Origin of the sequence: Dyadobacter chenwenxiniae (assembly GCF_022869785.1) — a bacterium.
GTDB lineage: Bacteria > Bacteroidota > Bacteroidia > Cytophagales > Spirosomataceae > Dyadobacter > Dyadobacter chenwenxiniae.
This window is the reverse complement of the sequence record NZ_CP094997.1, coordinates 6,499,939-6,513,590: the sequence shown is the minus strand read 5'-3', so window position 1 is coordinate 6,513,590 and position 13,652 is coordinate 6,499,939. Positions and strand designations below refer to the sequence as shown.

The 13,652-nt window shown below is 43.6% G+C and carries 11 protein-coding genes and 1 tRNA gene; 2 read left to right on the top strand and 10 right to left on the bottom strand.

All coding sequences use genetic code 11. The annotated features are described in order from the left end of the window. Nucleotides 1–36: 36 nt before the first annotated feature. The 5 genes from MUK70_RS27880 to MUK70_RS27860 all read right to left on the bottom strand — a co-directional run bounded on the left by MUK70_RS27880 (nt 37) and on the right by MUK70_RS27860 (nt 5,619). The gene (locus MUK70_RS27880) at nt 37–813 is read right to left on the bottom strand and encodes a hypothetical protein (protein WP_234657037.1); all 777 of its coding nucleotides are present in this window, start codon (nt 811–813) and stop codon (nt 37–39) included. A gap of 210 nt (nt 814–1,023) precedes the next feature. Next, a complete protein-coding gene (gene lpxA, locus MUK70_RS27875) occupies nt 1,024–1,836 on the bottom strand; it encodes an acyl-ACP--UDP-N-acetylglucosamine O-acyltransferase (RefSeq protein WP_026628546.1) in 813 nt (270 codons plus the stop codon). Further along, nucleotides 1,833–3,224 carry a bifunctional UDP-3-O-[3-hydroxymyristoyl] N-acetylglucosamine deacetylase/3-hydroxyacyl-ACP dehydratase gene (locus MUK70_RS27870; protein WP_234604120.1) on the bottom strand — a complete coding sequence of 464 codons (1,392 nt, stop codon included), beginning with the start codon at nt 3,222–3,224 and terminating at the stop codon, nt 1,833–1,835. The genes lpxA and MUK70_RS27870 overlap by 4 nt, the downstream gene beginning before the upstream one ends. Nucleotides 3,225–3,257: 33 nt before the next feature. After that, nucleotides 3,258–4,304, bottom strand: coding sequence for a UDP-3-O-(3-hydroxymyristoyl)glucosamine N-acyltransferase (gene lpxD, locus MUK70_RS27865; RefSeq protein ID WP_234657035.1), 1,047 nt, complete (start codon nt 4,302–4,304; stop codon nt 3,258–3,260). Between the two features lie 82 nt (nt 4,305–4,386). Beyond that, nucleotides 4,387–5,619, bottom strand: coding sequence for an HD domain-containing protein (locus MUK70_RS27860; protein WP_234657034.1), 1,233 nt, complete (start codon nt 5,617–5,619; stop codon nt 4,387–4,389). Between the two features lie 193 nt (nt 5,620–5,812). Here MUK70_RS27860 and MUK70_RS27855 point away from each other — a divergent pair. Beyond that, nucleotides 5,813–5,886 (top strand) — tRNA-Ile (locus MUK70_RS27855). 559 nt (nt 5,887–6,445) lie between these two features. Here the strand turns inward: MUK70_RS27855 and MUK70_RS27850 are convergent. The 5 genes from MUK70_RS27850 to MUK70_RS27830 all read right to left on the bottom strand — a co-directional run bounded on the left by MUK70_RS27850 (nt 6,446) and on the right by MUK70_RS27830 (nt 11,925). After that, nucleotides 6,446–9,046 carry an ABC transporter permease gene (locus MUK70_RS27850; RefSeq protein WP_234657033.1) on the bottom strand — a complete coding sequence of 867 codons (2,601 nt, stop codon included), beginning with the start codon at nt 9,044–9,046 and terminating at the stop codon, nt 6,446–6,448. Nucleotides 9,047–9,059: 13 nt separating this feature from the next. Continuing rightward, on the bottom strand, nt 9,060–9,398 hold the full coding sequence (locus tag MUK70_RS27845; RefSeq protein ID WP_234657032.1) for a PadR family transcriptional regulator: 339 nt from the start codon (nt 9,396–9,398) through the stop codon (nt 9,060–9,062). 163 nt (nt 9,399–9,561) lie between these two features. Continuing rightward, nucleotides 9,562–10,626, bottom strand: coding sequence for a hypothetical protein (locus tag MUK70_RS27840; protein ID WP_234657031.1), 1,065 nt, complete (start codon nt 10,624–10,626; stop codon nt 9,562–9,564). 29 nt (nt 10,627–10,655) lie between these two features. Continuing rightward, a complete protein-coding gene (locus MUK70_RS27835) occupies nt 10,656–11,393 on the bottom strand; it encodes a hypothetical protein (protein WP_234657030.1) in 738 nt (245 codons plus the stop codon). Further along, entirely contained in the window at nt 11,371–11,925 is a 555-nt protein-coding gene (locus MUK70_RS27830) for an RNA polymerase sigma factor (protein ID WP_234657029.1), read from the bottom strand. Before MUK70_RS27830 ends, MUK70_RS27835 begins: the two co-directional genes overlap by 23 nt. Before the next feature lie 148 nt (nt 11,926–12,073). On the opposite strand from MUK70_RS27830, the gene MUK70_RS27825 reads away from it, so the two are divergent. Further along, nucleotides 12,074–12,499 carry a hypothetical protein gene (locus MUK70_RS27825; protein ID WP_234657028.1) on the top strand — a complete coding sequence of 142 codons (426 nt, stop codon included), beginning with the start codon at nt 12,074–12,076 and terminating at the stop codon, nt 12,497–12,499. The last annotated feature ends 1,153 nt before the right edge of the window (nt 12,500–13,652 follow it).

Below are 13,652 nucleotides of genomic sequence, written 5' to 3'. Positions count from 1 at the left end.
GCATTTCGACTCCGCTCAATGTGACAGGTGAACTGCTTAATTACCGTTCAGACTCTTAACGCTTCCGTAATATATTTTAGCGTTTTTCAATCTCATGAATGGCCTTGCATACAATTTGTCAAATTTGCCTTCTTTGATAGGCAGGTTAACAGAATGTGCGCTTACACTCACTGGCAGTTTATAAGAAACAGTTCTGTCCGCTAGCTTTGGACTAACATTAACTGCTCCGCTTGGTGCGGTTCTGTAAGAATAAGCAACGCCATATTCTTCAACTTGAACAGTTCCCAAACCAACGATCTCCAACTTGGCAGTTGCCGGCACATTCTGGCTTGATGACAATGCGAAGGATCCAAATTTAGGGACATTCAGTGGTGTGTATTCCATTGCATCACCATAAACCACTTTTCCGTTTCCTGTTTTCGCGTAAGCGCGGTAATAAAGTGTTTCGAAATCATCAAAGCCTACTGATTCTTGCAAGTGAATGTGCTCGCCGGCAGTTGCGCCATACTCGAATTTCAATGGGCTGCTAAATTCGTTACCAAGTGTGGGAACTGCTGCAAATTCATCGCTATTGGTTGATTTAAATGACAGTAAAATACCATATTCTGTAATTGGCTCGGTGCCTAATGTCTCGATATAAAGCCTGAAATTAAGATCATTGATAACCTGACCTGGATTTGTGATTTCTAAGGTCCTGATTCTTGCATCTTCTGCAATTGGCTCGGGATCCGGATCGCGGTGATCCTGGCAGGAAAAAGCAAATAGAAAAAGCGCTGTGAGCAGGGATGAAAATTGAAGTGTGATTCGTTTCATGATTGAAAATTGTTTTGCTGTATTTTGTTCAATCACAATATTAAGTCAAACAAATGTGGACAAAACCAAGTCCAAAACGCCTATTGAATTAACGGTGGGTTTCGATTATTCAAAGGAGACATTATGAGTTAACGGTCAGAAAAAACCGTAAAAAAGCCCGGAAGAATATTCCGGGCTCTCGTTTATTTTTGAGAAAATCTTAATAAAATCTTACGGCTGTGCTTCGGTTTCGGTAGTTCCGTTTGTCTGAAAAGGACTTTTCATGATCCCTCTTTCCGAATTACGGATAAAGTTAATTACCACATCCCGCTCGTTGGATGGCGGTAATTCAAGTTCTATTTTTTGCAAGGCCTCCGCATTGTTAAGGCCTCTCATGTAGATGTAGCGATAAATATTCTGGATCTCGTTGATCTTCTCGTTGCTATAACCGCGTCTTCTCAATCCGACCGAATTAATCCCAGCATAGGAAATGGGCTCGCGCGCAGCTTTCGTGAACGGCGGCACATCCTTGCGGACCAATGTTGCTCCTGATACAAACGCATGCGAACCGATTTTAACAAATTGATGTACAGCACTTAATGCACTCACAATCGCCCAGTCGCCTACATGTACGTGACCGGCCATTTGCACATTGTTCCCAATGATGCAGCTGTTTCCAACCCGGCAATCGTGCGCTACGTGCGCATAAGCCATAATCAGGCAGTCAGAGCCGACCACCGTTTTCCAATGCTCCTCGGTTCCACGGCTGATCGTCGCATACTCGCGGATGGTGGTGTTATCACCGATTATAGTGAATGTGTATTCGTTGTTATATTTAAGATCCTGGGGCGTCGATGCAATTACTGCTCCCGGAAAAATCCGGCAGTTTTTCCCTATTCTCGCGCCTGAATTAATAACAGCGTGTGATCCGATCCATGAACCCTCACCAATTTCAACATCGGAATGTATCATTGCGAATGGTTCAATTTCTACATTCTGAGCGATCTTAGCGTCAGGATGAATATATGCTAATGATTGAGTCATTTTTTCTTTACCAGGCTTGCTATCATATCCGCTTCACACACCAACTGTCCGGCTACGTATCCCCGGCCACTCATTTTTACGATCCCTCTTTTCATTGGAGACGTGAATTCACATTTAAATATCACCGTATCCCCAGGGAATACATTGCGGCGGAAGCGGCATGCATCAATTCCGATCAGATATGGCCAGTAATTATCAGGGTCGGGCACACTTGTCAAAACCAGGATGCCGCCCGTCTGCGCCATCGCCTCCAACTGCAAAACACCAGGCATTACAGGGTTTCCAGGGAAATGCCCCAAGAAAAACTGCTCATTGATCGTCACGTTCTTCACGCCTACTACGCTGTTTTCATCCAATGCAATGATTTTGTCGATCATTTGGAAAGGATAACGGTGCGCCAGCAGCTGTCCGATCTGGTTAATGTCAAAAACCGGCGCCTTATTGGGATCATATTGTGGAATATCTCCTTTGCCGGATTTAATCAGCTTCTTGATTTTCTTTGCCAAAGCAACATTGGCAGCATGTCCCGGGCGGGCAGCTAATATCTGCGCCTTAATCGGGCGGCCTACCAGTGCAAGATCCCCGATCAGGTCCAGCAGCTTGTGCCGCGCCATTTCGTTCGGATAATGCAGGTCCACGTTGTTCAGGATGCCTTTTGACTTGTTTACGCTTACTTTTGGTTTACTTAAAAGCTGCGAAAGATGGTCCAGTTCGCCATCCTGCACTTCTCTGTCTACAATCACAATTGCATTCGTCAGATCGCCACCTTTTATCAGGTTTTGCCTGTATAACGCTTCAAGTTCATGTAAGAATACAAATGTGCGGCATTCCGCGATATCGTCTTTGAATAATGTAATATCATTCAGGGATGCATGCTGGCTGCTGATCACCGTCGAATTATAGTCGACCATCACGGTCAGGCGATAATCAGAAAGCGGCAATGCAGCAAGTTCCGTATCCGTTTCTTTATTCATATAATGCACATACTCAGGAACTTCAAAATAATTCCTGTACGCATTTTGTTCTTCGATGCCCGCGTCGAGCAATGCATCTACGAATTTGATAGAGCTTCCATCCATGATCGGCGGCTCAGGGCCGTCAAGCTGGATGAGCACGTTGTCAATTTGTAAACCCACTAATGCTGCAAGCGTATGCTCAACTGTATGGATTCTTGCTCCGTTTTGTTCAATGGTTGTTCCGCGCGACAGATCGACAACATTGTCGACATCTGCATCTACAATTGGCTGGTCGGGTAAATCAATGCGTTGAAACTTGTATCCGTGGTTGGCAGGGGCTGGTACAAATGTCATTGTAGCCACCACACCAGTATGTAAACCCACTCCTGTTACAGATACAGACTTGGAAATGGTTTGTTGTTTTTCGTTCATTATAAATTTCCTTTTCTTCTTAAAGGCGTTATGCTATTGACCCTGAAAATCGGATGTTTCGTGTTTATTTTCCAGATCTTTAAGCCTTTCTTCTATTTCAGGTAGCCTTCGAACAAGCGCCATTGACCTTAAATGTTCGTTCAAGTCTCTGGCTGGCGAGCCGGATAGTGAAAGTCCTTCTTTTTTGATTGATTTCCCTAAGCCGCTCTGGGCACCTATTTTGGTTTTATTTGCAATCGTAATATGTCCTACGATCCCAACCTGCCCGGCAACAACACATTGTTCGCCTACCGTGGTAGATCCCGAGATTCCGGACTGGGCTGCAATTACGGTATTTTTTCCAATCTCTACATTATGTGCGATTTGCACGAGATTGTCTATTTTAACGCCTTTCCGAATAATTGTGGAACCCATTGTCGCACAATCAATTGTGGAATTAGAACCAACGCTCACATCATCTTCAATGATTACATTACCAAGCTGCGGGATTGTTTTATAAGTCCCGTCTGCCTGTGGTGCAAAACCAAAACCATCGCCTCCAATGACTGTATTGGCAAAAATCACACAATTTCTACCGATGATCGTATTGTCGTAAATACGCACGCCGGGATGAATGATGGAATTATCACCAATTTCGATGTTATCGCCCAGATAAGTGTTAGGATAAATTTTAACGCTGTCACCGATCACGCAGTTTTTGCCAATGTAGGAAAAAGCACCACGGTAACAATTTTCACCAACCTGACTGTTTTCTCCAATAAAACTGGGTTGTTCTATGCCGGATTTACCGTTGGCAATGCGCTTTTGATATTCTTCGAGCAGGATAGTGAATGCAGTGTAAGCGTTTTCGACATAGATAAGTGTAGCCGAAATCTCTTTTTTAGGAACAAAATCCTTGCTTACAATTACTGCGGAAGATTGTGTCGTATATATGTAAGGTTCGTATTTACTATTGGCTAAAAAGGAAATACACCCCGGACGCCCTTCTTCAATTTTAGCAGCCGAATCAATTGTAATTTTTTCATTTCCAACAATGGTTCCATCAAGCATTTGAGCAATCTCGCTGACAGTAAATTTCATATTTTTTCGGCTAATTTCGGGTAACGAATATCGAGTACTAATTATGGATTTTTAAAAAGGCTTTTTCTAATTATGATCCTGACTAACCACGCAAAGATACATTTTTAGCCCAACATACATAGTACTTGCGTACAATCTTAGTCAGTGCCTTTATGGTAGGGATGTCGGACGCATCGGCAATATCCAGCAGTAAGCCGTTCTTCATTTTTACCCGGATCGGATCCAGTTCTTTCGCATAAGCCCAGTTGGTTGTTTCGCCTGTTACCAGAAAATAATCCGTCTGATCCTCCGCAATGCCCGATGTAATAAGCTGGCTCCGCAAATCGGCCAGCAGTGCTTCGTTTGGCGGCGAATCGTAGAATGTGATCTTGAATAATTTACGGTTCAAAAGCATTTTACAAAGGGTCGACAACACCGCATCGCTGTGTGTTCGCCAGCCCTTTACAGAAGCCCATACGTCGTTATCATCCAAACCGTTGAACGATTCGAGTAAATCCTGGTGTATATCAAAGTCTTCCAGGCTATAATTATTGTGCAAAAACCTTGCAAAATCTGGTGTGGCAAACAATGTTGCGCCGCTTTCGGACAATTCCCGGGCCCTTTGGAGAATCTGGGTAAGCATTGCCTGTGCGCTCAGCAGTGTTTTGTGTAAATAAACTTGCCAATACATAAGCCTGCGCGCATGCAGGAAATTTTCAATGCTGAGCAATCCTTTTTCCTCTACTACAAGCTGGTCATCACTTACATCGAGCATCTTAATAAGCCGATCTGCACCGATGGAACCTTCGATCACACCGGTATAAAAGCTGTCGCGGTTCAAATAATCCATCCGGTCCATATCGAGCTGACTGGAAACCATCTGGTGAAAAAACTTTCTCGGATAGGTTCCTTCGAACATCTGGATTGCCAGGTTAAGTCTTCCGTCCATTTGCCGGTTGAGCGCTTTCATCATCACCAGCGTAATGGATTCGTGCGCCACATGCTCCAAAAGAACACTTTCCAAAACATGCGAAAACGGTCCGTGACCCAAATCGTGCAAGAGAATAGCCGCTTGCGCCGCCTCAATTTCAGGTTCCGAAATGGAATGGCCTTTTTCCTGTAACACTTTGAGCGCCTGGGTCATGAGATGCATAGCACCTAATGCGTGATGGAAACGTGTGTGCAACGCGCCGGGATAAACTACATCCGCCAGGCCCAGTTGCTTGATCCGCCTTAACCGCTGAAAGTACGGGTGATCAACCAGGTCATAAAGTAAATCGGAAGAAATGGATATGAACCCGTAAACCGGGTCGTTTATTATTTTCCTTTTATTCAAAGCTCAATTTTTTGGCAAAAGTAATAAACAAGCAACGGACAAAAGAACTTATTCTTATCAATATCATTTGGAGAATTGCCGCTATTGCGTAATTTTGCGCTTCCTTAACGGGCCAGCTCACAAAGCGTTTGCCCGGAAAGCGTTTCCCGGAAAGCGTTTCCCGGTCGGTTAGGGCAACTGACATTAATTATTAGGGCCTATAGCTCATTCGGTTAGAGCAACTGACTCATAATCAGTAGGTGCCTGGTTCGATTCCAGGTGGGCCCACTTAAAAATCAAGGACTTAGCTGAAAAAGTTAAGTCCTTTTGCTTTTAGTTACGCTGACAATTGCAATAGTTTTTAAGGCTAATATTAAAGACGAATCGTCCCGCGCAGCTTACAATCTTCACCTGGATTCTGTTGTGGCCTTGTTAAACCCATATCGTGGTGTACTTTCCTCTCTGTTTTCAACCAAGCTTTTAAGCTCCGCCATCACAGCCAAATCTACATAGCTAGCTCGCTGGCAGTATAAGTCACTTCTGAACAAAATGTAGCAGTGCTGATTATGAATCAAATAGCCGCTTGTAAAGTATTTCTTTAAGGCATGACATTTACTGCACATATTGCAAAAAAATCACTGCGTCCATGGAGAAGAAAAAACGCTTTAACTTTTGGATCAAACTGGCAACCGCATCGCTTGACATTATCAGCTGATACGCCTTGCCTTTTTGTAACCACGAGCTGACCCTTTTCTCTTTATTTAAGGAACCACAGGATCCTGTATTGCTATGCGCTCTCCGGCATGGCCAATTCCCGCCTCATTTTTTGAATGCTTCACCTTGGCAATCATTCCGATCGTAATGTTTGGGATGGGTTGATATATGCTGCCTTGATAGCCTGAAAGCTTACCGTTGCAAAAGCGATTGCCAGTGCAGTGATGAATGTTGCTGGAAGTAGCCACCACTGAATTGCAATGCGGTACTCGTAAGTTTGAAGCCACTTATTCATCGCCCAAAGTGTGACTGGCGCAGCAAGAATACATGCAATTCCCACTAACCAGATAAATTCGCCGGACAGAAGCAGCCACAGGTTAGTAACCGTTGCTCCCAGAATTTTACGGATCGTAATTTCTTTTGTACGACGCTCTGCCATAAACATGGCTAAACCGAACAGCCCGAGGCACGAGATAAAAATGCTCAAAGAAGCAAAGATTCCGGCAAGCCTGGCCATCTGATTGGCTAAGGTAAATTTCTGCTCAAATGCCTGATCAGCAAAGTGATACTCGAAAGGCACGGATGGGTTGTATTTATCGACAATTGGCTGGATAGCCGCCAAAGCTTTGGACAGGTTTTGCTGATCTTTTAGTCGGATTAGCAAAGCATTAACATTGTTGCCATTAAACAATATTACTCCTGGCTTAACCGCACCGAATGGATTTTGCATTAATACATTTTTAGTCACCCCAATGATAGTCAGCACCTGGTCGCCCAACTTCATGGTTTTGCCGATCGGGTCTTCGTAGTTGATCAGCTTTAATGCAGCTTCGTTCAAAATTACGGCTGCGCTGTCGGTACTGTAACGCTTATCGAAGGATCGACCGGCTATAAATTCGAGTCCGGTCGTTTTTTCGTAATCCCAGTCGGTCATCACCACATTAATACTAACATTATTACCCGGATCCTTCCCCTCCCAGCTAAAATGCGTAAAATCATTGTTGATCCAGGTCATGGAACTTGACGCTTTGGCCACGGCTTCAATGTGGCCGGTTTTCAACAGATCGTATTTGAGCGCATTATAATTTTTGATCAGGTCGCTGCTTGCATCCAGCGTGATCAAATTATTGGGATTATACCCAATGGAGCGGCTTTTGGCAAAATTAACCTGTTGATAAACGATTACCGAGGCTATAATCAGCGCAATTGAGATAAAGAATTGGGAAACGACCAGCACCTTACGAAAGTTGACCGGCGCATTACCTTGCTGCAATTTCCCCTTCAATACTTTAACCGGAACAAAAGAAGAAAGGTAAGCCGCAGGATAGCTGCCCGCCAGCAGACCTGTTAGCAAACAAACTCCCAAAACAGTCCCCCATAATGACAAGTCAGTGAAATCAAGCTTGATATTTTTAAAGCCCAGTTCCCCTAAGTGAGGTAGCAGCAGCCACATGATCGATAAAGACAATATGAATGCCAAAAATGCTGTCAGCATCGATTCGGTCAAAAATTGTGCAACGAGCTGCCATCTTTGAGATCCGACGGCTTTACGGATACCGACTTCCTTGGCCCGCTTCTCGAATCTTGCCGTGCTGAGATTCATAAAATTGATGCAGGCAATGAGTAATACAAACGCACCGATGATGCCGAACAGCCTTACATAAATAACCTGTCCGCCGGTATTGACCCATTCCTGGAAATCATCGTATAAGTGCCACCGCTTCATCGGATAAAGCGATAACATTTGTGTTTTTATAAACGGATCTTTGTTCTTGAGCATCGGGCCAATCTTCTTAGAAAGGGCGTCCAGATTCACGCCTTCTTTCATTTGCAGGACCACACCGATGAAACTGTTGTTCCAGCGTGTTTTTGATTCCCGCACGTCAGGGATGTTGGCTACATTGAACTCAAACGGGGCCAGAAATTCGAATTGCAACGACGAATTTGCGGGTACATCCTGAATCACTGCGGTAACCTGAATATCAAATTTGTTGTCGATCCTGATGACTTTTCCGATTGGATCTGTATTCCCGAAAATGGCTTTTGAGAGCGATTGGGTCAGTACAATACTATTAGGATCGGTCAGCGCAGTTTCCGGATTTCCCTTTATGATTGGGTAGGTAAAGATCTTTAGGAAAGAAGGATCAACATAGTATCCTTCCTTTTTAAACTTGCGGTCACCTGCCACGAGGCTATGTACACTGCCCCAATCAAGCCGCGATACCTGCTCGATTTCAGGATAATTGCCTCGGAGTTCATCATAAACCGGCATCATAACAGACCCAGAAGTATTTTTCTCGTTATTCATCAGCGAGTGTTTCATCACTAATGCAATACGGTCTGCATGCTGGTTGAATCCATCAAAACTGATTTCAAACCGCACCCACATTCCAATGAGCAGCGCAAATGCCATTCCCAGTGACAGTCCCAGAATGTTTATGAAAGAAAGCGATTTGTTTTTAAGCAGCTGGCGAATGGCCACTTTGAAGTAATTTTTAAACATAGACTGGCTGAATAGTGGATTGTAAAAATCGGGGCTTGCCTTCCTTTTGATATATCTTAACCTAAAAAAACCCAGTACCTCGAACCAGTAACGAAGTCTGGCTTTGCGGGCTCCCACTGATTTAAGCTGGAAAGAAAATTCTTCTTCCAAATCGCCCTCGATCACTTCCAACAGGTGCGGCGCTACAAACCATTTCAGAAATCGCTTTGCAAGGCGGGGTGGATTTTTCATGTCAAATAGATGGTTATCCAGTAATTGAAAGTTTAGGAAAGTTTGGCAGTCTGCTCCAAAAGCTGGCGCGTACTTCCTTAATCTCATGCAGTGTGCGTTGTCCCAAGGCAGTTATCGTAAAAAGCCGTTTCCTTTTGCCACCCCGCTCCGAAGTGGGCTCGCCGAAAGCAGATCTAAGCATGCCTTTCTCTTCCAAACGCTGTAAAGCCGAGTGGACCTGATTAAGCCGCACTTGTCTTCCGTTTTTCTCCGTAAGCTCGTGCAATAAGGCAACCCCATAAGCCTGTCCATCCAGCACTGCGACGGCCAAAAGAATGAGTTCCTCAAACTCTCCCAGATAATTCCTATTCATAAACGCTATTATTTCCATATTTGCTGATTAAATAGCTTGCCAGCAAATTTTATCTCAATAAGCCCCTGACTAACAAATCATTAGAATAACACTAAAAGAAATTCAGTGTTCACAACCGGACGGTTTCTGTCCGGTTTTAGACCTCTTTTCGGCAAGGGCTTTCCTAACGACCAAGTTTAACCCCAAATGAAACATAACCAATGCTCCCCTTTTTTCCATTTATGAAGCCGGAGTTTAGCCTATCAGTGCCATTAATCGGTTTGGTAGTAAGTGGGATATATTCCGGATAGTATACGATAAAAAGCCCTATCCATTTGTAACCCATTTCTGCGAGATAACTTATTCCGAATGTATGTTTTTTGCCGTAAACTCCATACCCACCTCCTGTTGTGATCGGGCTCTTTTCGTCCGAAGCCGTCGGGCCAGAGGAAATGCTGGCAATTACCGCATTGGCATATTGCGAGGGGTTTGCGTTTTGGAAATTTCTATTATAGTTCAGTCTGGCCCCTACGTTTAAGTAAAAGGTCGACAAACCCTTTCTGTTCTTCAACACAACGCGCGGTGTAACCTGTATAAAACTCTGGAACGCATTGAAATCCGATTTCAACGGGGTAATTTGATTTTCTTTCAATAACTCTTTTGCCCGCTCGGTTACCTGTTTTATATCTTCATTTGGCACGGGCCAGACGAGGTTCCAATGCAGGAACCGCTGAATATTCAGCCCAATGCCCGCTCCATAGCGTAAAGAAATGTCATATCCTGGCCGGGTTGCAAACTTCATATCATGCACGACCGACAAACTGCTTGTCATTAAATTTTCCATCACAATGTCATTCGTCAGCCTGCCGGTAGGGTGGTTCAGTAAAGCGGGCGGCGCCTGGAAAAAGGTGTAGCGATTGACATTGTATCCAACGCCAATGTGCAGGTTCAGGAATGTATTGGCCAGATAGCGCTGACCTCTGGTCGGTTCGATAGGTTCGCTGATGAATTCTTGATTATCTAAGTTAATATATTGCTTGTCAGACTTTTGCGCGCCAGCCTGTGCCGTATTCAGCTCTTTCAGTATCTTGTTAAGATCAATTGTTTCCAGCTGTTGTAGATCTGCCGCAGACTTGCCATAAAAAATAATTTTGCTGTTGTTTCCTGCATTGAGAATGATCGTATCAGGTTTTGTTGGCGTGCATAAGGGATAAAGGATTGTCCCGATGGCAAAAAAAAGCATGTTCATGGCTAATAAATTGGTTAACGTATATTTAATTAATGATGGATTGTCTGTGGCTGCCTGGGGTTTTTGATTGCCGGTGGATGTTCAAAAAAACTCTGATGCACCAAGGACCACAATGTCAGCTTGCCAACATTTCTGTTGAATTGCAGTCGCATTCTTCGCGCCTCCCTGTCTTTCTTCACCTGATTAAAAATGCGTTGTAAACCGGACTGTTCGATTTCCTGCTCAGGCAAAGCAATGTTGGCAATCAATACTTTTTCTCCTTTTTGTTGAAGATCCTGCTTGTCGTTTACTGGCGTTGTGGTTGAATCCGCACGAAAGGCCGTTTGATATTCTTCGAGTCCTGACTCAGGAATTTGTAAGCCAGTTATGCTCATGTCAATGCTGGCTGGTTCTTGTTTGGCTTCTGATAATCGTTGTTCCGTTATAGCTTTGCGAGCTATACTTTTTTCAGAGGCTGGCAATTTGGAAGAGATAGCAGGTCTGTCGATTTCCTTTCTGGTGTGTTCCGCAGGGTTGTGCTGAGGTGTGGTCTCCCTTGTTTTACTATTTGCCACACGGATTTTTTGCTGCTTCTCAGGCAGGTTTACCAGAAAGATCAGTATAAAAACAACCGAAGCAGCCATATACAGCCACCAGAGCACGCGGGATTTCCGGTTATCCTTATTTTGAATTTTTGACCAGATATTTTCCGGATCATATTCAGCAGTCCCTGCGGTTTCCGTCAGGGCCGCCTGCTTTATTTTATCAAACAATTTTTCGTTTTGCATAAGCCGGGTCCAGGTCAATGATTTTTTGTTGAAGTATATTTTTCGCCTTGCTTAACTGCGATTTCGAAGTACCCGGACTTATTTCCAGCAATTCGGCAATTTCAGTATGCGAGTAACCCTCAATTTCGTGCAGGTTGAATACGGTGCGGTATCCCGCAGGTAGGCCCTCTATTACTCTGAAAATTTCCGCCGCAGTCAGACATTCAACCGTCGCATCGTCGATTGAGCAGCTATCATGATTCTGCTCGGTTAGCACTTCAAAACGTTTCTCCTTCCGCAGAATCCTCAGGCATTCATGCACGACGATCTGCTTCATCCACATTTCAAATGGTGGGACGGCAATGAAATGACAGCCATCCATTTTTTTAAATATGATATAAAAAGACTCAGATACTGCGTCCTCCGATTTGGCCTGGTCGACCAAATAGCGCTTAGCCAATCTAAACAACATTCTTCCGTAAAGCTCGAAGACCTTTCTCTGTGCAAGAGTATCCTTTTTTTGAGCTTCCTGGATTATGGAAAGTGTTACCAAAATATCATATTGGATGAATTGTTATAATAAGCAACTCATCGCCCAAACGGTTGCCTGAATGTTATTTATTTATTCACAATTAAGATTCGTAGAAGGATTTTCTTCTATTTGTGATATAATTCGTTAGTTCAGACCAAAATTCAATTCCGTGATCCAGAACCTGTTTAGGCTATTGACAGTCATTTTTTGCTTTTTCTCGGCAGATATCGCTTTTGCCCAGTTCGGCGTGAGCGTTCATCAATCCAACTTGCCATTTATAGGCTTTAATTATGAGTTGGCAGAGCGGTTTGTTCCGGAACTCCGTGTGGGGATAGACACGCATCTGGATAATATGTCGATAGAAGCGGTCGCTACCTACCAGTTTATTGATAAACAAGACGTAGAAGTGTATGCGGGACTGGGAGGGCGGGCTAACAATATTGCAGGCCTGGTCGCACCTATCGGAGCTCATTTTTTTCCTTTTCCCGCAAAGAATTTCGGGTTCCACATTGAATTGGCGCCAATCATTTCAGAAGGTTCGGCGATCATCCGAGGCAGTTGGGGGATCCGTTACAGGTTTAAGCAAAAAAAATAGCGTTCTGTGCGATGATTATTTTAAAAGCGTTTCCCACGGGTTTGTTCGGCTGGTCCAGAGTCTCTCACTTCCTCAGAAACGAGAGGAAGACATTGGCTAAGAAAGCGATTTGAGATGCTGCGAATACAATCAGGATCGCAAAAGGAGTTTCAAAGGAACCAGTAATCCCGGATGACGGCAAAGCTATAATGGTAAGAATTAATAATGTTGTCGCAATATGTAGAAAGGATAACATATAGTTGGACTTTTTGCCTGTTTTGTCCATTGTCCAATATATTACCCCAAAAAACCACATAAGTATTGCTACGGCTATAACATATTGCTGTATAGCAACCACATAGTAGGTATCGTAAAGCTGAAAGTCTAGAGTATGCCCCCCAAATAACAGTCCCACAAGAAGAATAAAAGGTATGCTTAACCAACATAAAGTATAAGGCGAAGTCCAGAGAAAAGTTGGCTTGTTTGAGATCATGTTGGGCTATCTTTAATTTAAAATCAAAAGTAGCTATCAGCGATTAAATCGGAAAATATACATGACAACTAAGGCGGTAAGACTTTTTTGATCCGTGCAATTTTGTCGTAAGAAATAACTTTGTGACATTCCTCAGGTGCGTCTTGCATTTACTACTGACGTTTATACTTTTAGCCTTTTTTAGTAACATTAAGTTTTTGAACCCAGAGATACTTATGAAGCTAATCAGCACCTGCGTTGTCCAAAAAGATTCGTCGGTATTTGCCCTCGTTTCAAAAACGGACTCCATATCAGTGATACTCAGACCCAGAAAAAACACTGTTGTTAAAATTGTGAGAGAATCTAAGGGTGACACCGTGACATGCGCCTTTACCCCATATAACCAAGATCCGGCTGTAAGATCGATAGATTCATTATTGAGATTGGCGCCGGGCTATTTCTATCTCCATCTAAAAATGGATAGCTATGCGTTCGTGTCTTCCGGAAATAGAATTACAAACGGGGCCAATGTTGATTTGAATCCGCTCTGAACAAGCATTCTATTTTAGGGGCAAACAAATCTAACCCAGTATTTGCGGACAGTTCACTATTAATTCTCCTTTAAATAACTAGCATCGACCGGAGAAACATCGTTCTCTGTTTTTTTCCATTTATGCTAATCATATGAACTATTATTAAGGC

Coding starts and splice junctions, on each gene's coding strand:
- MUK70_RS27840 (WP_234657031.1), bottom strand. CDS start 10,626: ATGAACATGCTTTTTTTTGCCATCGGGACAATCCTTTATCCCTTATGC.
- lpxD (WP_234657035.1), bottom strand. CDS start 4,304: ATGAAATTTACTGTCAGCGAGATTGCTCAAATGCTTGATGGAACCATT.
- MUK70_RS27870 (WP_234604120.1), bottom strand. CDS start 3,224: ATGAACGAAAAACAACAAACCATTTCCAAGTCTGTATCTGTAACAGGA.
- lpxA (WP_026628546.1), bottom strand. CDS start 1,836: ATGACTCAATCATTAGCATATATTCATCCTGACGCTAAGATCGCTCAG.
- MUK70_RS27850 (WP_234657033.1), bottom strand. CDS start 9,046: ATGAAAAATCCACCCCGCCTTGCAAAGCGATTTCTGAAATGGTTTGTA.
- MUK70_RS27845 (WP_234657032.1), bottom strand. CDS start 9,398: ATGAATAGGAATTATCTGGGAGAGTTTGAGGAACTCATTCTTTTGGCC.
- MUK70_RS27835 (WP_234657030.1), bottom strand. CDS start 11,393: ATGCAAAACGAAAAATTGTTTGATAAAATAAAGCAGGCGGCCCTGACG.
- MUK70_RS27880 (WP_234657037.1), bottom strand. CDS start 813: ATGAAACGAATCACACTTCAATTTTCATCCCTGCTCACAGCGCTTTTT.